The organism is Serratia sp. AR11, assembly GCF_056376275.1.
This window is the reverse complement of record NZ_CM150739.1, coordinates 3,882,514-3,903,395: the sequence shown is the minus strand read 5'-3', so window position 1 is coordinate 3,903,395 and position 20,882 is coordinate 3,882,514. Positions and strand designations below refer to the sequence as shown.

Here is a 20,882-nt window from a genome sequence, read left to right as displayed (position 1 = left end):
ATATTTATGACTTACCCAGTGGTACCACCAACGGTGTATGCGAAACCGGATCGTCAATGATCATGCAGCGCAGGCCGTACACCTCTTCGATCAGTTCCGCGGTCACAATATCCTTCGGCGCCCCTTCGGCCACCACCTTACCGTCGCGCATGGCAATCAGATGCGTGGCGTAACGACAGGCATGGTTGAGGTCGTGCAGCACCACCACCAGCGTATGGCCGTTTTCACGGTTTAGCTGACGCATCAGCTCCAGCAGGTCGATCTGATGGCTGATGTCCAGCCAGGTGGTCGGCTCATCCAGCAGCAGCAGCGGCGTTTGCTGCGCCAGCACCATCGCAATCCACACTCGTTGCCTTTGCCCGCCGGAGAGGGTGTCGACCGGCTGTTCGGCCAGTTCGAATACGCCGGTGGAGCGCATCGCCTGTTCCACAGCCTGCTGATCCGCTTCGCCCCAACGACTGAACAGGCGCTGATGCGGATAGCGACCGCGCGCCACCAGATCAAACACGGTGATATCACCCGGCGCGGTGGAGCTTTGCGGCAGCAGCCCCAACTGGCGCGCCACCTCTTTAGTGGCGTATTCGCTGATGTGTTTGCCGTTCAGCCAGACAGCCCCGGCCTGCGGCTGCATCAGGCGGCTAAGGGTGCGCAGCAGGGTGGATTTGCCGCAGGCGTTTGGCCCGATAATCACCGTCAGTTCGCCGTGCGGTATAGCGACGGAAAGGTCGCTGGCGACAATCTTTTTGTCGTAGCCCAGCGTCAGGTGTTCGGCGCGCAACGGCGCGGACTGCAGGGGTTCAGCATTCATTTTTTACGTGACTCACGGATTAATAGCCAAATCAGATAAATGCCACCCAGGCTGACGGTCAACACTCCGACCGGCAACTGATAAGGCATAAACAGGCGCTGCGCAGCGACATCGGCGAGCAGCAACAGCAGGGCACCGATCAGGGCCGTCAGCAGCAGCACGCTGCGGTTGGCACACAGGCGTCGCGCAATCTGCGGGGCCACCAGCGCAATAAAGGAGATTGGCCCGGCGACGGCGGTGGCTGCTGCCGTTAGCGTTACGCCGATCAACAGCAGCATGACGCGCGAACGTTCAACCGGGACGCCCAGCGCGCAGGCGGTATCGTCACCCATCTCCAGCAGGCGCATGCGGCGGGTCAGGGTCAGTAACAGCAGACAGCTCAGCGCAATCACCGCCAACACCGGCAGGCTTTTCGCCCAGTTGATGCCATTAAGTGAACCGGCGCTCCACAACCCGGCGGTCATGGCCGACTCCAGCGAGGCGCTGATAATAAGCCAGGTATTGCCGGCCACCAGCAGGGCGCGCACGGCGATGCCGACGATAATCAAACGGAATGACTCGACGCCGTTGCGCCATGCCAGCAGATAAATCAGCGCGGCGGTTAACAGGCCGCCGGCCAGCGCCCCGGCGGTAATGCCGATAACGCCACCGTTAAACAGCACTATGGCCACCAGCACGCCGCTGTAGGCACCGGTATTAAAGCCAATCACGTCCGGGCTGCCGAGCGGGTTGCGCAGTATCGACTGGAAAATGGCCCCGCTGAGGCCCAGTGCCGCCCCCAGTAACAGCGCCATCACCACGCGTGGCAAACGCCACTGGGTGACGATTACCGCCAGATTGGCCGGGCCTTCGCCGCGCAAGGCGTCGATCACCTGGGTAGCCGTCAGTGACAAGGCACCTGAACCCAGAGCGTAAATCGCCAGCGCCAAAGCAGCCAACAGCAGCAGCAGGGCGGTTAGCGTCGGGCGCGACAGGGCGCGCATTTTGTGAATGGTCATCAGACGGGCCGCGGACGTCGACATTAGCGCTGCCTCCTGAACATATGACGTTGTCGCACCAGCATGATCAGCAGTGGGGCGCCAATCAGGGCGGTGACGATGGACACACGCAGTTCACCGGCCACCAGGAAGCGACCGATCAAATCGGCGCTCAACAGCAGGATGGGGGTCAGTACCAGCGTCCATGGCAGCATCCAATGCAGTTCGGAACCGCCCAGCCGACGGGCGATGTGCGGCATCATCAGGCCGACAAAGGCTATCGGGCCAACGGCAGCGGTAGCCCCGCCGCACAGCAGAGTAATCGCCAGCAGGCCCAGCAACTGAGTACGAACAATGCCGGTACCCAGCGCGGTGGCTAATTCATTACCCATGCTCAGGCTGTTCAGCGACTTGCTCATCCACAGCGTAATCAGCGTGCCCAACAGGATCGGCAGGGCGACGGTGCGCACCACCTGCATATTTTGAATATCCAGCGAACCGGCCTGCCAAAAACGGAGCTGGTCGAAAACCAGTGGATTCAACAGGGAAATCCCGGAGGTCATGCCTTCCAGCACCGCCGCCAGCGCGACACCGGCCAGCGTCAGACGCACCGGGTTGAGGCTGCTGCCACCCAGAGCGCCGATTAGCGCGACCAGCAGTGCGGCGAACATCGCACCGGCAAAGGCGAACCACAGATATTGGCTGACGTCGACGGCACCAAAGAAGGTGATCCCCAGCACCACGGCAAAGCCTGCACCGGCGTTAACCCCGAGAATGCCCGGATCGGCCAGTGGGTTGCGGGTGAGGGTTTGCATCAGCACGCCGGACAGGCCCAGCGCAATACCGGCCAGAATGCCAACCAGCGTACGTGGCAGCCGGGCGTTGGTGATGATGGTGCAGTCCGCACCGCTGCACTGGCCTTTCAGCGCCTGGATCACCGTGTCGAAGGGAATAGATTTAGCGCCGAGTGACAGGCTGAGCAGCATAACGATCAGCAGCGCACCAATGGCAATCAGCAGGCCAAAAAGCCTGCGACGAAATGAACGGGAAGTGCCGCCAATAAGACGCTCCTGGGGAGCGGGGACGGGCTGTGTGCCTGGGCGTGTAATCCGTAACATACCAATCCATTATTCAATTGAATATAAATGAGTTTTATTATCATTATTGATTGCTTTCATCTATGGTACCATGAGTCCCTTCGCTATTGCAGCCCAGACGCTGCCCCTTTTTCTTTAGTTTTGGTGAGAAAGCTCATGAGTAAGCCCTCTATTTTGCTTGATTTTGGCCTGCTTAAGACCAATGGCGCTTTTCGTGCCGTTTTTTGCGCGCGCTTTATTTCCATTTTAGCGCTGGGGTTGATGGCCATTGCGATCCCGGTGCAGATCCAGGCATTGACCGGGTCGACGTTGCTGGTCGGGCTATCCGTAACGCTGGCGGGTAGCGGCATGTTTGCCGGTTTGCTGATGGGGGGCGTGCTGGCCGACCGCTATGAACGCCGTCGCCTGATATTGTTTGCCCGCTCCACCTGCGGCATTGGCTTTGTCGGCCTGTGCCTGAACGCCGCACTGCCCACGCCTTCATTAACGCTGATTTACCTGCTGGCAGTATGGGACGGCTTTTTCGGTGCGGTTGGCGTCACGGCGCTGCTGGCGGCGACACCGGCGTTGGTGGGGCGTGAAAATATTGTGCAGGCTGGGGCCATCAGCATGCTGACGGTGCGTTTTGGTTCGATCCTCTCTCCGGCGATCGGCGGGTTGGTGATCGCCAACGCCGGTGTGGCATGGAACTACGGTCTGGCCGCATTTGGCACCTTGCTGACGCTGATCCCGTTACTGCGTCTGCCACAGTTGCTGCCGCCGCCGCAGCCGCGTGAGCACCCGCTACGTGCGCTGGCCGGTGGCTTTGGTTTCCTGTTTCGCAACCGGGTGATTGGTATGGTGGCGCTGATCGGCGCGCTGTTGACCATGGCCAGTGCGGTGCGGGTGCTGTATCCGGCCATGTCCGGTATGTGGCAGGTCAGTGCGGCTCAACTGGGCTTTATGTATTCCGCGGTGCCACTGGGCGCAGCCATCGGTGCCTTTACCAGCGGCCGGGTGGCTCATGTCGCGCGTCCGGGCTGGATGATGCTGATGACGGCGATTGGCGCTTTCGTCGCTATCGGCCTGTTTGGTCTGATGCCGTGGTACGGCCTGGCGCTGTTCTTCCTGGTGGTTTTCGGCTACCTGAGCGCGCTGAATTCACTGCTGCAGTACGGCTTGATCCAGAACCTGACGCCGGATGCGTTCCTCGGCCGTATCAATGGTCTGTGGACGGCGCAAAACGTGGTGGGTGATGCACTGGGCGCGCTGCTGCTGGGGGCCATGGGGGCGTTTATGCTGCCGGCGATGACCTCCACCAGCTTTGGTTTTGGCGTGGCGCTGCTCGGTGTGGTGCTGGCATTTGCGATGCGCGGTTTGCGTCAGGTGGGCAGTGGCGGGCAAGAAAGCGATCTCCAGCCCGCCGCGGGATCTACTGAGAAGTAAACTGCTTTTCCAACAGCGTCAGCAGGTTGCTGGCGCTGTAGTAATCGAGTCGGAAGGTGTCGCTGCCCAATGCGTAAACCCGCTTGTGCTGCACCGCCGGCAGGTCCGCCAGGAAAGGATTGGCCATCAGCCGCTCGACGTCGCCGTCATTGTTGGCGAACAGCATTAGCGTCTGGCCGTTCAGCCCTTCCGCCAGGTTCTCACCGGCCAGTTGAATAATGTCCTTACGCATCCCCATGCTGCGGCTGTTGTTCAGCTTGGCCGGTAGCGTCGCCAGTGTAAAACCCAGCTGTTTGAGCATTTGCCCCTGGGAGGATGCGGCGGTCCACAGGTTGGCGGATTTGCCATCGGCGTTGAAGACCAGGGCGGAAACCGGTTGTTCCGGCAGTTTCATACGCTGCTTCAGCGATTGTTCACGTGCGTCGAAATCATTGACGACTTTCTGCGCCTGGGCCTCATGGCCGGTGGCCTGGCCCAGTTCGAGTGCCAGTGCCTGCCAGCTTTTGTCGTCGTAATTGACCACCAGCACCGGGGCAATGGCGGAGAGCTGATCGTACAGACGCAGAGCGGAATCGGCACCGGTCGCCGAGATGATAATCAGATCGGGCGCCTCACCGGCAATGGTTTCTGCGTTGGGCTCGCCGATATACAGGCGTTTAACGCCGCGCTGCGTCGCGACAGCGCTCCATTGATGGAAGAACCCTTGTGAGTCTGCCACCCGGTTGTTGGGGGTAGTTGCGCCACTGGCGATCACCGGGGCATCAATCGCCAGCAGGGTTCCGGTAACGGTAACGCTGGTAGAAACGATGCGGGCAGGGGCTTGCGTGAGGGTCACGACGCCGTGTGAGGTTTCGATTTTACGCGGCCAACCGGCGTCTGCGGCATGGGCCGTGCCAATCAGCATCAGCCCAAACAGCATCAGGCTGAAGACGGGGTTCTTCTTCATAAAGCATTCCTTAGAAGTTAAATAGTAATACTTATCATTTATATAATTAAAACTGCTGGTTTTATATCACGATTATGAATGGAAGAACTGTTTACATTTATTGACATAGCATATTCACGAGGGTAATTTAACGCGATTCAATACAAATGATAATCATTATTATACAGGTTATTGTTCATGATACGAAAGGGAGCACCGATGAGCGTTACACTAAACAGTACCGGGCAAAAGAAGCCGCAAAGCAAGGATAGCGAACAAGCTGCTGCAAATGTGTCGCCGACCTCCGGCTTTTTCTTTACCTCTCCTTTCCGTAGCCTGAGCACCCAAGGCTGCTTTGCCAAAATCACGATGCCGGCCCATAACGGGGACCAGCTTAACGGTGAGTTCCAGCAGGCGGTACAACATGCTTTTGCCGAAGCGAAACTGGCGGGGGTTAAAAACCCGGTTCTGTGCGGCGCGATCCCGTTTGATACTCATCAACCCTCCGCTCTGTTTATTCCCCAGCAAACCCAATGGTTTGAGCGCGATGCCTTTCTGGCTGGCGTAACTTCCCCGCAGGACGCGCTGCCGGAAATTATCCGCCAAAATGAAGTGCCTGCCCAACAACCCTTTATGCAAATGGTGGCGGATGCGGTGGAAGCGACCCGCGGCGACCAGTTGGATAAAGTGGTGTTGTCGCGCCTGCTGGAGATTGAAACGCGTGAGCCGGTAGACCGCCAGGCGTTGATGGCGCGGATCATCGCCCAGAATCCTCATGGTTTCCACTTCCATGTCCCGCTGGAACAAGGGGCATTGCTGGGGGCCAGCCCGGAATTGCTGCTACGTAAATCCGGCGCACAGTTCTACTCCAATCCGCTGGCCGGTTCTGCCCGTCGTGATGCCGATCCGCAGCGGGATCTGGAAGTCAGCCAGCAGCTGTTGGTGTCCGAAAAAGATCGCTATGAGCACCAGTTTGTCACCGAAGGCATGCGGCAGGTACTGGCCGAGCGCTGCCGCTATCTGAATATTCCCACCGTGCCTGAATTATTGAGCACCACCACGCTGTGGCACCTGTCCACGCCTATCGACGGTGAAGCCGCCAGCCGCGCTGAAAATGCGCTGTCGCTGGCCTGCCTGCTGCACCCGACACCGGCGCTGTGCGGTACCCCGACCGCGTTGGCGCATCAGGTGATCAAGCAGTTGGAGCCGTTTGATCGCGGCCTGTTTGGCGGCATCGTCGGCTGGTGTGACGCCGAAGGCAACGGTGAGTGGGTGGTGACCATCCGTTGCGGCACGGTGCAGGGCAATCAGGTGCGACTGTTTGCCGGTGCCGGCATTGTGCAAGACTCTTCGCCGGAATCCGAATGGCATGAAACCGGCACCAAACTCAGTACCATTTCGCGGGCGTTTGGCCTGAACCAAGGATAGACATTCCCATGACCATTGCTTTTACCCCCTGGCCTGAGGCGTTAGCCCATCGTTATCGCGAACGCGGCTATTGGACCGACCGGCCCCTGACCGACATCATCACTCGCCAGGCCAAAAATGACGCTATCGCGCTGATCGACCCGGAGCGCAGCCTGAGTTACCGCCGGCTTAATCAGCTCTCCGATCGGTTGGCTGCCGCCCTGCAGCGCCGCGGCATTCAGAGCGGAGATACTGCGCTGGTGCAGCTGGGCAACGTGGTCGAGTTCTATGTAACCTTCTTCGCGTTGTTGAAAATTGGCGTGGTACCGGTGAACGCGCTGTTCAGTCATCAACGCAATGAGCTGAACGCCTACGCCGTACAGATCAAACCAGCATTGCTGATTGCCGACCGTCAGCATGGCCTGTTTGGCAACGACGAATTTCTGACGGCGTTTCGCGCCGAGCATCCTTCATTGCGCGTGGTGGCATTGCGCAATCAGGACGGGGGCGAGCAGTCGCTGGCGGCCTGGCTGGAAGAGGACAGCAGTGGTTTTGTTGCGACGCCAAGCCCGGCCGACCAGGTGGCGTTTTTCCAGCTTTCCGGTGGCAGCACCGGAACGCCAAAGCTGATCCCGCGGACTCACAACGATTACTACTACAGCATTCGCCGCAGCGTGGAAATTTGCCATTTCGACGTCGATACCCGCTACCTGTGCGCGCTGCCGGTGGCCCATAACTATCCGATGAGTTCTCCGGGCATCCTGGGCGTGTTTTATGGCGCCGGGCTGGTGGTGTTTGCCAGCGACCCGGATGCCGGACAATGTTTCCGTTTGATCGAGCAGCATCAGATTAACGTGACGGCGCTGGTGCCACCGGCGGTGACGCTGTGGCTGCAGGCGATTGAAGAGTGGGGCGGTTGCCAGCAACTGGCCAGCCTTAAGCTGTTGCAGGTGGGCGGCGCCAAGCTGGGCGAAACCCTGGCGGCACGTATTCCGGCCGAGATCGGCTGCCAGTTGCAGCAGGTGTTCGGCATGGCGGAAGGCCTGGTGAACTACACCCGTCTGGACGATGACGACCAGCATATTCTGACCACTCAGGGCTGCCCGATGTCGCCGGATGACGAGCTGTGGGTGGCTGACGAAGATGGCAACCCGCTACCGGTGGGGGAAACCGGGCGTCTGATGACCCGTGGCCCTTATACCTTCCGCGGCTATTACCAAAGTCCGGAGCATAACGCCGCCGCCTTTGATAAGGACGGTTTCTACTGTTCCGGCGATTTGATCAGCCTGACCGAAGATGGCTATGTGAAAGTTGAAGGGCGACAAAAAGATCAGATTAACCGTGGTGGGGAAAAGATCGCTGCGGAAGAAATCGAAAACCTGTTATTGCGCCATCCGGAAGTGATCAATGCGGCGTTGGTGTCGATGCCGGACGAACTGATGGGGGAAAAAAGCTGCGCCTATATTATCGCGACCAGCGCGATGAAGCCGGTGGTGTTGCGCCGCCATTTACGCGGCGAGGGCGTGGCCGAATTTAAATTACCCGACCGTTTTATACAGGTTGATACGCTGCCGCTCACCCCGGTTGGCAAAGTGGATAAAAAACTGTTGCGCCAACGCCTGGAGGCGCAACAACTGACTCTGGTCCAGGGAGAATAAGTCATGGCCATTCCAAAACTGAATGATTACGCGTTGCCGACTCAGGCTGAACTGCCGACCAACAAAGTGAGCTGGACGGTGGAACCGCAGCGCGCTGCACTGTTGATCCATGATATGCAGCAGTATTTCCTGAATTTCTGGGGTGAAGACAGCCCGTTGATCAGGCAGGTGGTGGAGAATATTGCCAACCTGCGTCGTTACTGCAAATCACAGGGGATCCCGGTGTTTTACACCGCGCAGCCTAATCAGCAGAGCGATGAAGACCGTGCATTACTCAATGACATGTGGGGGCCGGGCCTGAATAAGCACCCGGAACAGCAGGCGGTGGTCGCCGCTCTGGCCCCGGAAGAAGACGATACGGTGTTGGTGAAGTGGCGCTACAGTGCCTTCCACCGCTCACCGCTGCAGGAAATTCTGCAGGAGTCGGGGCGCGATCAGTTGATCATCTGTGGTGTCTACGCCCATATCGGCTGTATGACTACGGCGATCGACGCCTTCATGCGCAATATTCAGCCGTTTATGGTGGCTGACGGCCTGGCCGATTTCTCCCGCGAAGAGCATCTGATGGCGCTGCGTTATACCGCTGGCCGTTGTGGCCGCGTGGTGACCACTGCCGAACTGTTGCCGGGCATTGCCAGCAAGGCTGCCTTACGTCAGCAAATCATGCCTTTCCTCGATGAAGACAGTGAAGATATGGGCGACGATGAAAACCTGATCGACTACGGTCTGGATTCAGTGCGCATCATGGAGTTGGCGGCGCGCTGGCGTAAAATTCGTGGCGATATTGATTTTATCGCACTGGCCAAGAACCCGACCATCGATGGTTGGTGGACGTTGCTGTCGGAGGGAAAAGCCTGATGGAACAACGGGGCGATTTCGCCGGTAAGCGAGTCTGGGTCACTGGTGCTGGGGCCGGGATTGGTCTGGCAACGGCATTGGCGTTTGTGCAGGCCGGTGCCGAAGTGATTGGCTTTGATAAACATTTTGGCGAGCCGGAATACGCATTCCGCACCGAAGTGCTGGATATCGCCGACAGTGATGCGGTAGATCGGGTTTGCGGACGTTTGCTGGCGGAGCAGGGGGCGTTGGACGTGCTGGTCAACGGCGCCGGTATTCTGCGTATGGGGCTGGCGGATGAAACCAGCACCGCAGACTGGCTGGCTTGCCTGACCGTCAATGCCGGTGGGGCATTTAATATGTTCCGCCACGCTTTGCCGGTATTCCGTCGCCAACGACGCGGTGCGATTGTCAGCGTGGCATCTAACGCCGCGCATGTGCCGCGCGTCGGTATGGCGGCCTATTGTGCTTCCAAGGCGGCATTACGCAGCCTGTGCAACACCGTAGGGCTGGAGATGGCCCCTTATGGCGTACGTTGCAACCTGGTTTCGCCAGGATCGACCAATACGCCAATGCAGCGCGGCATGTGGCAGGATGAAACCGGTGAGCAGAACACCATTAACGGTTTCCCGGAACAGTTCAAACTGGGGATTCCGCTGGGTAAAATTGCTCAGCCACAGGAAATCGCCGATGCCATTTTGTTCCTGGCTTCCGATCGCGCCAGCCATATCACCATGCAGGATATTGTGATTGATGGCGGGGCGACGCTGGCGGCCTGATCATCAGGTTCTACCTTGTGGCTAATAGTAGGGGCGCCGCATGCTGCGCCCATTGGTATAACTAATGGGTTAAGTCGGGACGAACATGTTCGTCCCCTACGGGTTAAGCTCTTATGCGGGTTTGTTAATTATGAGGTGCTGCTTGCAGCGCCTTTTTTATTGGCGTCGCAGGAAGGGTTATAGGGGTTTTGAATTGTTCCGGACGTCAGATGCGAAAAAAGCGCCCAAAGGCGCTTTTTTCTGTAATGGTGGGTCGTGCGGGATTCGAACCTGCGACCAATTGATTAAAAGTCAACTGCTCTACCAACTGAGCTAACGACCCGCAGAAGTGGTGGGTGATGACGGGCTCGAACCGCCGACCCCCTCCGTGTAAAGGAGATGCTCTACCAACTGAGCTAATCACCCACTTCAGAACTTCCGGGTACTGCCAAACAAGAGAATGAGTGGTGGGTGATGACGGGCTCGAACCGCCGACCCCCTCCGTGTAAAGGAGATGCTCTACCAACTGAGCTAATCACCCTCATTCTTCTCATTTCTTACTGCTTTACTGCTCAACAAGATGGTGGGCGATGACGGGCTCGAACCGCCGACCCCCTCCGTGTAAAGGAGATGCTCTACCAACTGAGCTAATCGCCCCGTCTTGTTGGAGTCGCATTATAGGGATAGTTGAAAGTGAGTCAACGGTTTTTAAAATGATTTCAATCGTTCGCCGCAAATTTAAACAGGATGCGATATTTATCGCCTGCAATGTCGAATCTTTGCACATTGTTATGCGTAAAGCGCCGCAGAGATGATGAAATCAGCCATGGCAATATCGTGTCAGCGTTGAGGAATTAGCGCGTGGTGGTACAATGTTGCCCACTTTTTTAAATTCCGAGCAATCGTCGGCAACCGCCGACACGCGTTGCGTAATAAGGCAGTGAAACCAATGAAAATCAAAACCCGTTTTGCACCGAGCCCAACCGGCTATCTTCACGTCGGTGGCGCCCGTACTGCGCTTTACTCCTGGTTGTTCAGCCGCCATGCGGGCGGTGAGTTCGTTCTGCGTATCGAAGATACCGATCTGGAACGCTCAACCCAGGACGCGATCGACGCAATTATGGATGGCATGAACTGGTTAAACCTGGATTGGAATGAAGGCCCGTACTTCCAGACCAAGCGTTTTGACCGCTATAACGCGGTGATTGACGACATGCTGGTGCAGGATACCGCCTATAAATGCTATTGCTCGAAGGAACGTCTGGAAGCGCTGCGTGAAAAGCAGATGGAAAACGGCGAAAAACCGCGTTACGACGGCCACTGCCGCGACAGCCAGTGCAGCCATACCGATGACGAGCCACACGTGGTGCGTTTCCGTAACCCGCAGGAAGGCTCGGTGATCTTCGACGACAAGATCCGCGGCCCGATCGAATTTAGCAACCAGGAGCTGGATGACCTGATCATCCGCCGCACCGACGGTTCACCAACCTATAACTTCTGCGTAGTGGTAGATGACTGGGATATGGAAATCAGCCACGTGATCCGCGGCGAAGACCACATCAACAACACCCCGCGCCAGATCAACATCCTGAAAGCGCTGGGTGCGCCGGTGCCGGAATACGCGCACGTTTCGATGATCCTCGGTGACGACGGTAAAAAACTGTCGAAACGCCACGGTGCGGTAGGGGTGATGCAGTACCGTGACGACGGCTACCTGCCGCAGGCGCTGCTGAACTATCTGGTGCGTCTGGGCTGGTCTCATGGCGACCAGGAAATCTTCTCTATTGATGAGATGAAAGAGTTCTTTACCCTGGAAGCGATCAACAAATCCGCCAGTGCCTTCAATACCGAGAAGTTGCAGTGGCTGAACCACCATTACATTAACCATATGCCGGCTGAAGAAGTGGCAGTGCACCTGGCGTGGCATGTTGAGCAACTGGGTATCGAAACCCGCAATGGCCCTGAGCTGAAAGATATCGTTAAGCTGCTGGGCGAGCGTTGCAAAACGCTTAAGGAAATGGCCGAGTCTTGCCGTTACTTCTACGAAGACTTCAGCGAGTTCGACGCTGACGCTGCCAAGAAGCACTTGCGTCCGGTTGCTCGTCAGCCACTGGAAGCGGTGCGCGCCAAACTGGCCGCTATCACTGCCTGGACGCCGGAAAACGTGCATGACGCCATTCAGGGCACGGCAGATGAGCTGGGCGTAGGTATGGGCAAGGTAGGTATGCCGCTGCGCGTGGCGGTTACCGGTGCCGGTCAGTCACCGGGTATGGATGTCACCGTTCATGCCATCGGTCAGAGCCGTTCTCTGCAGCGTATCGACCTGGCGCTGGCTTATATTGCCGGGCGTGAAGCTTAAGGCTGAGCGTTTCCCTGCCAGTTAATGACAAAGCCCCGTGGAGCAATCCCGGGGCTTTTTTGTATCTGCTACTTGATGGCGAATTCCTGGTACGCCGCGGCAGGGTCATGGTTTGGGTCATAATGCTCAATTTTTAGCAGCAAACGCGCTGATTTGGCGGCTTTTTCAGCGCTTGAAGCAGGAATGCAATTTAGCCGTTGACAGCTTAGAGTGGGTTTCATATTATGCGCCCCGTTCACAGGATTTTGTGATTGTGGATTGGGGCTATAGCTCAGCTGGGAGAGCGCTTGCATGGCATGCAAGAGGTCGACGGTTCGATCCCGTCTAGCTCCACCAACCTTTATCTCAGAAGGGTTGGGGAATACCGTAACGCCGGTTAAAGCGTACCACTTTTGTGGGGCTATAGCTCAGCTGGGAGAGCGCTTGCATGGCATGCAAGAGGTCGACGGTTCGATCCCGTCTAGCTCCACCACCATTTAAAAAGCCGACCTCAGGGTCGGCTTTTTGCTTTCTGTCTTTCCTTACTGTCTTCCCTTTCCCATGCACCGAATTGCAGGCATTAAAAAAGGCCGCCGAAGCGACCTTTATCTTACTGATATCTTACTGACGTTTCGGCTTAGCCCAGAACCAGGCCTGCGATGGACGCAGACAGGATGCTGACCAGCGTTGAACCGTAAACCAGCTTCAGACCAAAGCGAGAAACCACGTTGCCCTGATGCTCGTTCAGCCCTTTAATCGCACCGGCAACGATGCCGATGGAAGAGAAGTTGGCGAAGGAAACCAGGAACACCGACAGAATACCCATGCTGCGAGGAGAGAGTTCAGCAGAGATTTTCTGCAGTTCCATCATCGCCACGAATTCGTTGGATACCAGTTTGGTTGCCATGATGCTACCCACCTGCAACGCTTCGTGCTTAGGAATACCCATAATCCAGGCGAATGGATAGAAGAAGTAGCCCAGAATTTCCTGGAAGCTCAGGCCGAAGATGGCGCTGAACAGGCCGTTTAGCGCGGCGATCAGGGCGATAAAGCCGATCAGCATCGCAGCAACGATAATAGCTACTTTAAAACCAGCCAGAATGTATTCACCCAGCATTTCGAAGAAGCTCTGGCCTTCGTGCAGATTGCCCAGGTGCAGTTCTTCTTCTTTACTGGTGTCATACGGGTTGACCAATGACAGCACGATAAAGGTGCTGAACATGTTCAGTACCAGTGCCGCGACCACAAATTTGGCGTCCAGCATGGTCATGTAAGCGCCGACGATGGACATGGAAACCGTAGACATCGCGGTCGCTGCCATGGTGTACATGCGCTTTTCAGACATCTTGCCCAGAATATCTTTATAGGCAATGAAGTTTTCCGACTGGCCCAGGATCAGCGAACTGACGGCGTTGAACGATTCCAGCTTGCCCATACCGTTGACTTTTGACAGCACGGTACCAATGATGCGGATGACAAACGGCAGTACTTTAATGTATTGCAGAATACCGATCAGCGCGGAGATGAAGACGATCGGGCACAGTACCTTCAGGAAGAAGAAGGCCAAACCTTTATCACCCATACCGCCGAATACAAACTCAGTCCCTTGCCCAGCAAACCCGAGCAGCTTGTCAAACAGCGCTGCGAATCCTTTTACAAAGCCTAAACCCGCTTCCGAATGCAGGAAAAAATAGGCCAGCAGTACTTCAATAACCAACAGTTGAATAACGTAGCGAATGCGGATGCTTTTACGATCGCGGCATACTAAAAGTGCCAGGATCGTGACCACCACCAACGCTAACGCGAAGTGCGCAATATGGGACATGTTTGCTCCAAACTTGAGGCAGGCTGAATTTCGGATGTCATTTTATGTAACGCCACGTTTAAAAACGAGAGGTCTATTGCAAATATGGAAATTCATACTGGGAAACGTCTTAAATTATTACGGTAAAGCATAAAAAATCAAGAGCTTAATGAAGTCATATGAAATTCCTATTCCTCCACTAATTTGATTATAAGACGCATTGTGCTCTGAATCTGGCCCGGCAGAGTGCGGAAAATGTTCATCTACCCGCTAAACCTTTCGTTAAATCCGTGTTTTTTCCCTATTGCAGAGATAAGTATTACCGCCACAAATGCACTTGATAATTATTATCATTTACATAAGATAACCCCAGGCTTATTAGAAGTAAGGGTTCAGAACATGCTGAACAGTCGCGTGGTTGAGACCACCCCGCGCTCATCCAGGAAGATCAAACTTTCCCTGATGGGCCCCGCATTTATCGCGGCTATCGGCTACATTGACCCCGGTAATTTCGCCACCAATATCCAGTCCGGTGCCTCTTTTGGTTATACCCTGCTGTGGGTGGTGGTGTGGGCCAATGTGATGGCGATGTTGATCCAACTGTTGTCTGCCAAACTGGGCATTGCCACGGGTAAAAACCTGGCGGAGCATATTCGCGATCGTTTCCCGCGTCCGGCGGTGTGGGCTTATTGGGTTCAGGCAGAAATTATTGCGATGGCCACAGATCTGGCCGAATTTATCGGCGCGGCTATAGGTTTCAAACTGCTGTTGGGCGTGACTTTGCTGGAGGGAGCGATCCTGACCGGCATCGCGACTTTCCTGATCCTGCTGTTGCAACAACGTGGGCAAAAACCGTTGGAATGGGTGATTGGCAGCCTGCTGCTGTTTGTCGCTTTGGCTTATATGGTGGAACTGGTGTTTTCCCAACCGCAGTTAGGCCCGCTATTAACAGGCATGGCGCTGCCGGATTTGCCGAACGGTGATGCGGTGTTTCTGGCCGCCGGGGTGCTTGGTGCCACCATTATGCCGCACGTGATTTATCTGCATTCGTCGTTAACTCAGGCGGCCGGGGAAAACTCAAAGGCCGACAGGTATGCTGCCACCAAGGTCGATGTGGCCATTGCCATGACCATTGCCGGGTTTGTTAACCTGGCGATGATGGCTACCGCCGCCGCGGCCTTTCACTTTAATGGTCACAGCGGTATTACCGATCTTGACCAGGCCTATCTAACGCTGCAGCCCTTGTTGGGGCAGGCGGCGGCCACGATCTTCGGGCTGAGCCTGGTAGCCGCCGGGTTATCTTCTACCGTGGTGGGCACGCTGGCGGGGCAGGTGGTGATGCAGGGGTTTGTGCGTTTTTACATTCCGCTGTGGGTGCGTCGTGTGGTCACCATGCTGCCATCGTTTATCGTCATTATGTTGGGGATGGACGCCACGCGCATTTTGGTACTGAGCCAGGTATTACTGAGTTTCGGTATTGCACTGGCATTGGTGCCGTTGCTGTCGTTCACCGGGAATCGTGAGTTGATGGGTGAGATGGTGAACAGCCGCACCATACAGACGATAGGTAAGTTGATCGTGGTAGTCGTGGTGGGGTTGAACGGTTATCTGCTGATCGGTGGCCTGCTGTGAGCGCCTATTAAATCAAAGGCCGGCAGTGCCTAATGCCGGTCAGCTAAGCAAAGTTCTGAATAATAATGTACGACTTTGCTAAAGCGATAGTCCCCCTCTCCAGAGGGAGAGGGCCGGGGTGAGGGGCTTTCGCGTAAGTATGTATCCCCTCACCCTAACCCTCTCCCAAAGGAGAGGGAACAATTTCACCTTAGCTGGCAGGCATTACGGCATGATGCCTGTCAGTCGTCGTGATCATGGTGACGATGATCACGGTCATCATGATGTTTTTTCTTCCAGTGGTGCTTTTCATGATGCTTGTAGTAGTGCTTATCGTATTTGCGATAGCGGCCTTCATGATAGTAATAATTTTTGCGCCAGTAGTCGTTGTCGCGCCAGCGATAACCGTCCCAGTTGTAGCCCCGGCGGTTGCGGTCACCCAGGTAGCGCCCCTGATGGCCCTGCCACCAGTCACGGTCACGCCAGTCATAACCGTCCCAGTAACGGCCGCGGTTGTCTTGTTCGCCGATGCGTAATGAAACGCCCGGCATCAGATCGATACTGAGGCCGTCAGCCTGGGCTTGCTGCATGGCTGGCAGTGTCGACGCCACCAACAGGGCGGCCAATAACAGAGGTTTAAACATGAATTCTCCTTTCCGCCGCAGCGGCCCGGCCCTTTTTATAAGTAATGAAGCGCGTTCATCAGTTTATAAAATGGCCTTATAGTTTTACCTGCAATAGCGGCATCTTAGCCTTTGCGGATAGGGTTGAATCTTAGAGAGAATCTGAAAAACGATCGGGGGCGAGTGATTTAAGATTTGTCTGGCCGAAATAGGGTATCGCCGGTGGGGAAACCGGCGAGAATTGTAAGCGATTACATTAGTATTTGTTCGATCTGAGTTATTTCGTCATCGCTGAAGCTGCGATTAGCCAACATGCCGACGGCATCTTCAATCTGGCCAGTCTTGCTGGCGCCGATCAGTACCGAAGTGACGCGGTCGCCACGTAATACCCAGGCCAGTGCCATTTGCGACAGCTTCTGCCCGCGCTGTTGCGCCAGCGCATCGAGCCGACGCACCTTATCCAACTTATCGTCGGTGAGTTGGCCGGGTTGCAGGAATTGGCTGCTGCTGGCGGCGCGTGAATCTTGCGGGATCCCCTGCAGATAGCGATCGGTCAGCAGGCCACCGGCCAGCGGTGAGAAGGCGATGGAGCCTACGCCGTGTTCTTCCAGCGTGTCCAGTAATTCTGGCTCAACCCAACGTTCGAACATTGAGTATTTCGGCTGATGGATCACGCACGGCGTGCCAAGTTTTTGCAGAATAGCAAACGCCTGGCGTGCGCGGTCGGCCGGGTAGTTGGACAGCCCGACGTACAGCGCCTTGCCCTGACGCACCAGCAAGTCCAGCGCCGCCATGGTTTCTTCCAGCGGCGTATCCGGATCCGGGCGATGGTGGTAGAAGATGTCCACATAGTCCAGCCCCATGCGCTGCAGGCTTTGATCCAGGCTGGCAACCAGATATTTTTTCGATCCCCAGTCGCCATAAGGGCCTGGCCACATGGTGTAACCGGCTTTTGAGGCGATGATCAGTTCATCGCGCCAGGGCTTCAGGTCCGCGCTGAGAATACGGCCGAAGTTTTCCTCGGCGGAACCGGGTGGCGGGCCATAGTTGTTGGCCAAGTCAAAATGAGTGATCCCACGGTCGAAAGCGCAGTGGATCAGTTTACGCGCGTTGTCATACAGCGTGGTGTCGCCAAAGTTATGCCATAGGCCGAGTGAAATGGCCGGCAGTTTCAGGCCGCTACGGCCGCAGCGGCGATATTCCATATTTTGGTAACGTGAAGAATCAGCCTGGTAGAGCATAGGAACCCTTTTCAGCAGAGGTGAAATGAATTTTAGTGTATGCGTTTTCACAAGAGTTGTCAGAGTTCCCGATCACGCTTAATCGCCATAACGGGACAAATACAGCGGGGAGGTATTCCCCATGCCTGCCAATAGGGCGTAGATGTAACGCTGGGTTGCCAGTCGTTTTTTATACACAAAGCTCGAAATTCATACCACATCTTCGATACTTAATACTGACAATCTCAAATGTTGGCAGGTGATGATCATGAATACGACCTATAGAGTGGCTGATTACCTACTCGATCGTTTGGCTCAGATCGGCATCCGACATTTCTTTGGCGTGCCGGGTGACTACAACCTGCAGTTTCTCGATCATGTCATCAGTCATCCACAAATTACCTGGGTAGGCTGCGCTAATGAACTCAATGCCGCCTATGCCGCAGATGGTTACGCACGCTGTAAACCGGCCGCCGCTTTATTGACCACCTTTGGCGTGGGCGAACTGAGCGCGCTCAACGGTATTGCCGGCAGCTACGCCGAATATCTGCCGGTGATCCACGTAGTGGGTGCCCCAACGTTACGCGCGCAGCGGGCCGGTGATTTGCTGCACCATTCGCTGGGGGACGGTGACTTTGGCCACTTTGCCCGTATGGCGAAAGAGGTGACCGTCGCGCAGGCCAGCCTTACCCCCGACAACGCCGAGGCGGAAATCGACCGCCTGCTGACCATCGCGCTGTTTGAGCACCGCCCGGTCTATATAGTGTTACCCAGTGAGGTGGCGGAAGCACCGTTGGCATCCCGGCCTGCGCCGCTGGTGTTACGGCAGGCGCATCTTTCCCAGGCGTCGCTGCAAGCTTTTATCGCCGCCGCGCGGCAAATGCTGTTACCGGCCAGGCGGGTTTCCCTGCTGGCGGATTTTTTGGCGGAACGTTTTGGGGCGGAAAAAGTACTGGAACAGTGGATGAATGAGGTTGAGATACCGCATTCAACCATGCTGCTGGGCAAGAGTGTATTGGATGAAACCCATGCCTGCTTTACCGGCACTTACGCCGGTGCCGCCAGCGATCCACAGGTGAAGCAACTGATTGAAGGGGCCGATGTGGTGATTAACGTCGGCGTGCGCTTTACCGATACCATTACCGCCGGCTTCAGCCATCATCTGCCTGCGGAAAAATGCATTGATCTTCAGCCGTTTGAAGTACGGGTAGGGCAGCAGGTATTTAGCCAAATCCCGCTGCGTGATGCGGTAATAGCACTGCACCAGTTGACGCTATCGTTGGCAAAACAATGGCCAGTACCGGCCATTAAACGCCCGACGTTGCCCGATCCGAACGGCAGCGGCCTGGATCAGCACGGTTTTTGGCAACAGATACAGGACTTTCTGCGCCCGGGCGATATTTTGATCGCCGAACAGGGCACCGCCTGCTTTGGTGCTGCGGCTCTTGGTCTGCCACAAGGCTGCCGGTTTATCGTCCAGTCGCTGTGGGGCTCTATCGGTTACACCCTGCCGGCGGCGTTCGGTGCACAAACGGCGGAGCCGGATCGGCGGGTGGTGTTGCTGATCGGCGATGGTTCGGCTCAGCTCACGGCGCAGGAACTGGGTTCGATGCTGCGTGATGGACAAAAGCCGGTGATCTTCCTGCTCAATAATGAGGGGTATACCGTTGAACGGGCCATTCACGGCCCGCAACAGCGTTACAACGACATCGCCCAGTGGAACTGGACGCAGTTACCGCAGGCGCTGGCGGGCGAGCATCAGGTGAAAACGCTGCGGGTCGCCGATCCGCAGCAGTTGCGCCAGGCGCTGAAAGAAGTTGGCGACAGCCCACAACTGGCCTTTGTGGAAGTGATGCTGCCGAAGATGGATATTCCCGAACTGCTCGATAGCGTTTCACGCGCCATTCACTCGCGTAACGCGGCCGCCTGATCCACTGCGTTTTCCAGCAGGCGTTCCAGCAACCAATACCCCGCCGGCCCCGGCGGGGTCAGTTTCGACCATACCGCATCCACTGAAATCAGCTTCGGCCAGCCGCGGGGTTTGAGCTCGGTCAACTTGTCATGGCCGTATTGTTTTACCAACCAGTTCGGCAGTACGGCCCAGCCAAACCCTTGTTCCGCCATTTCCAGCAATAGCAGGTAGCTGGGAGCTGACCACACCAGACCGCCGGAGCGGGCGGCTTCAGCGCCGCTATAGGTATTGAGGATGAGTTGGCGCGTGCTGGACAGTTGTTCGGGCGTGGGGGAGGCCGTCTGCGCCAGCGGGTGCGAGTGGGTGACGAACAGCCCCATTTCCGTTTGTTCCGGCAGCCGCGCAAAACCGATGTCCGGCGGGTAACTGGCCTGAACCTCCACCATGCCGAGATGCGCGCGGCCGCTTTGCAACAGGTCAAGCACGTCGCCGTCTTCGGCGATCATCCACTCCAGTTCGATATCCTGATAGCGCTGCTCGAAAAGTTGCATCAGTCGATCATGGTGTTTCGGCTGATAGGTATCGGAGAACACCAGGCTGAGGCGCGGCTCGATATTGTCCGCCAGCCGAATGCTCAGTGCGTCCAGCCGTTCGCTGGCGGCAAGGATCTCCTGCACATGGCCCAGTACTTTGTGGCCGGCGGCGGTCAACACCGGTTGGCGCGCCTGGCGATCGAACAGGAGCAGCCCAAGATCGGCCTCCAGGTTGGCAATGGCGGTACTGATGGTGGACTGGCTTTTGCGCAATTTGCGTGCGGCGGCAGAGAACGAGCCGAGGGCGGCAGCTTCAACAAACGCCTGCAGGGCTTCGGGTGAATAGCGCATGATGTATCTACTTTATCGATGGAACCTATTTTTAATCTACCCAAAAAATCGATGATAATCACCTGACTTTAGCAATAACAGTAAAAAAACAGGTGATGTATGCAACTGCAAAACAAGTCTTTCATTGAACGTATCGTCCACGCCGTCGGTTTTGAAGCCATCGCAGTGATGATCTGCGCCCCGCTGGGCGCGTGGTTGCTAAACCGTTCGATGGTACAGGTCGGTGCGTTGGCGGTGATGTTGTCCACCGTCGCCATGGTATGGAACATGGTTTATAACACCGTTTTTGACCGCCTGTGGCCAGTGGGCCGCGTGGTGCGTAATCTTAAGGTGCGGGTGTTTCATGCCCTGGGTTTTGAGGCCGGGTTTGTGTTGATCGGCGTACCGATTGCCGCCTGGATGCTGAGCATCTCTTTTGTGCAGGCGTTTATGCTGGAACTTGGTTTCTTCCTGTTCTTCCTGCCGTACACCATGTTCTATAACTGGGCGTACGATACCCTGCGTCAGCGCTGGTTCGAGGCGCGCCAGCCGGTCAATTCCTCGGCTAAATAAGGCGTCGTCATCACTGCGATTCTCAGGTAATGTCGGATCATTGCAG

17 protein-coding genes and 6 tRNA genes are annotated in these 20,882 nt (G+C 56.4%); 11 read left to right on the top strand and 12 right to left on the bottom strand.

Annotated features, from left to right (window positions below; translation table 11 throughout):
* Positions 1-4: 4 nt before the first annotated feature.
* Genes ACSOSI_RS18380 through fepD form a run of 3 tightly spaced genes read right to left on the bottom strand, consistent with a single transcriptional unit; the run spans position 5 to position 2,903 of the window.
* The gene (locus ACSOSI_RS18380) at positions 5-808 is read right to left on the bottom strand and encodes an ATP-binding cassette domain-containing protein (RefSeq protein ID WP_218216869.1); all 804 of its coding nucleotides are present in this window, start codon (positions 806-808) and stop codon (positions 5-7) included.
* Entirely contained in the window at positions 805-1,830 is a 1,026-nt protein-coding gene (gene fepG, locus ACSOSI_RS18375) for an iron-enterobactin ABC transporter permease (RefSeq protein ID WP_476705914.1), read from the bottom strand. The genes ACSOSI_RS18380 and fepG overlap by 4 nt, the downstream gene beginning before the upstream one ends.
* On the bottom strand, positions 1,830-2,903 hold the full coding sequence (gene fepD, locus ACSOSI_RS18370; RefSeq protein WP_261131555.1) for a Fe(3+)-siderophore ABC transporter permease: 1,074 nt from the start codon (positions 2,901-2,903) through the stop codon (positions 1,830-1,832). The genes fepG and fepD overlap by 1 nt, the downstream gene beginning before the upstream one ends.
* Before the next feature lie 135 nt (positions 2,904-3,038).
* On the opposite strand from fepD, the gene entS reads away from it, so the two are divergent.
* On the top strand, positions 3,039-4,307 hold the full coding sequence (gene entS / locus ACSOSI_RS18365; RefSeq protein ID WP_012146136.1) for an enterobactin transporter EntS: 1,269 nt from the start codon (positions 3,039-3,041) through the stop codon (positions 4,305-4,307).
* On the opposite strand, the gene fepB is transcribed toward entS, so the two are convergent.
* Positions 4,294-5,253 carry a Fe2+-enterobactin ABC transporter substrate-binding protein gene (gene fepB, locus ACSOSI_RS18360; protein ID WP_476705913.1) on the bottom strand — a complete coding sequence of 320 codons (960 nt, stop codon included), beginning with the start codon at positions 5,251-5,253 and terminating at the stop codon, positions 4,294-4,296. The genes entS and fepB overlap by 14 nt on opposite strands.
* A gap of 198 nt (positions 5,254-5,451) precedes the next feature.
* Here fepB and ACSOSI_RS18355 point away from each other — a divergent pair, with 198 nt between their 5' ends.
* Genes ACSOSI_RS18355 through dhbA form a run of 4 tightly spaced genes read left to right on the top strand, consistent with a single transcriptional unit; the run spans position 5,452 to position 9,913 of the window.
* Positions 5,452-6,660 carry an isochorismate synthase gene (locus ACSOSI_RS18355; protein WP_411226870.1) on the top strand — a complete coding sequence of 403 codons (1,209 nt, stop codon included), beginning with the start codon at positions 5,452-5,454 and terminating at the stop codon, positions 6,658-6,660.
* Positions 6,661-6,668: 8 nt separating this feature from the next.
* On the top strand, positions 6,669-8,297 hold the full coding sequence (locus ACSOSI_RS18350; RefSeq protein ID WP_476705912.1) for a (2,3-dihydroxybenzoyl)adenylate synthase: 1,629 nt from the start codon (positions 6,669-6,671) through the stop codon (positions 8,295-8,297).
* A gap of 3 nt (positions 8,298-8,300) precedes the next feature.
* Complete coding sequence (locus ACSOSI_RS18345; protein WP_115184127.1) at positions 8,301-9,155, top strand: isochorismatase; 855 nt, start codon at positions 8,301-8,303, stop codon at positions 9,153-9,155.
* On the top strand, positions 9,155-9,913 hold the full coding sequence (gene dhbA, locus ACSOSI_RS18340) for a 2,3-dihydro-2,3-dihydroxybenzoate dehydrogenase (RefSeq protein ID WP_476705911.1): 759 nt from the start codon (positions 9,155-9,157) through the stop codon (positions 9,911-9,913). The genes ACSOSI_RS18345 and dhbA overlap by 1 nt, the downstream gene beginning before the upstream one ends.
* Before the next feature lie 246 nt (positions 9,914-10,159).
* On the opposite strand, the gene ACSOSI_RS18335 is transcribed toward dhbA, so the two are convergent.
* The 4 genes from ACSOSI_RS18335 to ACSOSI_RS18320 form a co-directional block, all read right to left on the bottom strand.
* Positions 10,160-10,235, bottom strand: a tRNA-Lys gene (locus ACSOSI_RS18335).
* A 7-nt stretch (positions 10,236-10,242) separates the two neighbouring features.
* Positions 10,243-10,318, bottom strand: a tRNA-Val gene (locus ACSOSI_RS18330).
* Positions 10,319-10,357: 39 nt separating this feature from the next.
* A tRNA-Val gene (locus ACSOSI_RS18325) sits at positions 10,358-10,433 on the bottom strand.
* A 40-nt stretch (positions 10,434-10,473) separates the two neighbouring features.
* Positions 10,474-10,549 (bottom strand) — tRNA-Val (locus ACSOSI_RS18320).
* A 292-nt stretch (positions 10,550-10,841) separates the two neighbouring features.
* On the opposite strand from ACSOSI_RS18320, the gene gltX reads away from it, so the two are divergent.
* The 3 genes from gltX (at position 10,842) to ACSOSI_RS18305 (ending at position 12,723) form a co-directional block, all read left to right on the top strand.
* Entirely contained in the window at positions 10,842-12,251 is a 1,410-nt protein-coding gene (gltX, locus tag ACSOSI_RS18315; protein ID WP_017893563.1) for a glutamate--tRNA ligase, read from the top strand.
* Positions 12,252-12,511: 260 nt separating this feature from the next.
* A tRNA-Ala gene (locus tag ACSOSI_RS18310) sits at positions 12,512-12,587 on the top strand.
* A 60-nt stretch (positions 12,588-12,647) separates the two neighbouring features.
* Positions 12,648-12,723 (top strand) — tRNA-Ala (locus ACSOSI_RS18305).
* Between the two features lie 144 nt (positions 12,724-12,867).
* On the opposite strand, the gene ACSOSI_RS18300 is transcribed toward ACSOSI_RS18305, so the two are convergent.
* Entirely contained in the window at positions 12,868-14,055 is a 1,188-nt protein-coding gene (locus ACSOSI_RS18300; protein ID WP_012146129.1) for a NupC/NupG family nucleoside CNT transporter, read from the bottom strand.
* Positions 14,056-14,433: 378 nt separating this feature from the next.
* Between ACSOSI_RS18300 and ACSOSI_RS18295 the strand changes: the two genes are divergently transcribed.
* Positions 14,434-15,666 carry an Nramp family divalent metal transporter gene (locus ACSOSI_RS18295; RefSeq protein WP_476705910.1) on the top strand — a complete coding sequence of 411 codons (1,233 nt, stop codon included), beginning with the start codon at positions 14,434-14,436 and terminating at the stop codon, positions 15,664-15,666.
* 221 nt (positions 15,667-15,887) lie between these two features.
* On the opposite strand, the gene ACSOSI_RS18290 is transcribed toward ACSOSI_RS18295, so the two are convergent.
* The gene (locus ACSOSI_RS18290) at positions 15,888-16,289 is read right to left on the bottom strand and encodes a DUF2502 domain-containing protein (RefSeq protein ID WP_012146127.1); all 402 of its coding nucleotides are present in this window, start codon (positions 16,287-16,289) and stop codon (positions 15,888-15,890) included.
* Between the two features lie 230 nt (positions 16,290-16,519).
* Positions 16,520-17,509 carry an L-glyceraldehyde 3-phosphate reductase gene (gene mgrA / locus ACSOSI_RS18285; RefSeq protein WP_112363867.1) on the bottom strand — a complete coding sequence of 330 codons (990 nt, stop codon included), beginning with the start codon at positions 17,507-17,509 and terminating at the stop codon, positions 16,520-16,522.
* Between the two features lie 247 nt (positions 17,510-17,756).
* On the opposite strand from mgrA, the gene ACSOSI_RS18280 reads away from it, so the two are divergent.
* Positions 17,757-19,418, top strand: coding sequence for an alpha-keto acid decarboxylase family protein (locus ACSOSI_RS18280; protein ID WP_476705909.1), 1,662 nt, complete (start codon positions 17,757-17,759; stop codon positions 19,416-19,418).
* Here ACSOSI_RS18280 and ACSOSI_RS18275 read toward each other — a convergent pair.
* Positions 19,394-20,284, bottom strand: coding sequence for a LysR family transcriptional regulator (locus ACSOSI_RS18275; RefSeq protein ID WP_476705908.1), 891 nt, complete (start codon positions 20,282-20,284; stop codon positions 19,394-19,396). The two genes, ACSOSI_RS18280 and ACSOSI_RS18275, sit on opposite strands and share 25 nt — an antisense overlap.
* 99 nt (positions 20,285-20,383) lie before the next feature.
* Between ACSOSI_RS18275 and ACSOSI_RS18270 the strand changes: the two genes are divergently transcribed.
* Complete coding sequence (locus ACSOSI_RS18270) at positions 20,384-20,836, top strand: multidrug/biocide efflux PACE transporter (RefSeq protein WP_012146123.1); 453 nt, start codon at positions 20,384-20,386, stop codon at positions 20,834-20,836.
* Positions 20,837-20,882 lie beyond the last annotated feature (46 nt).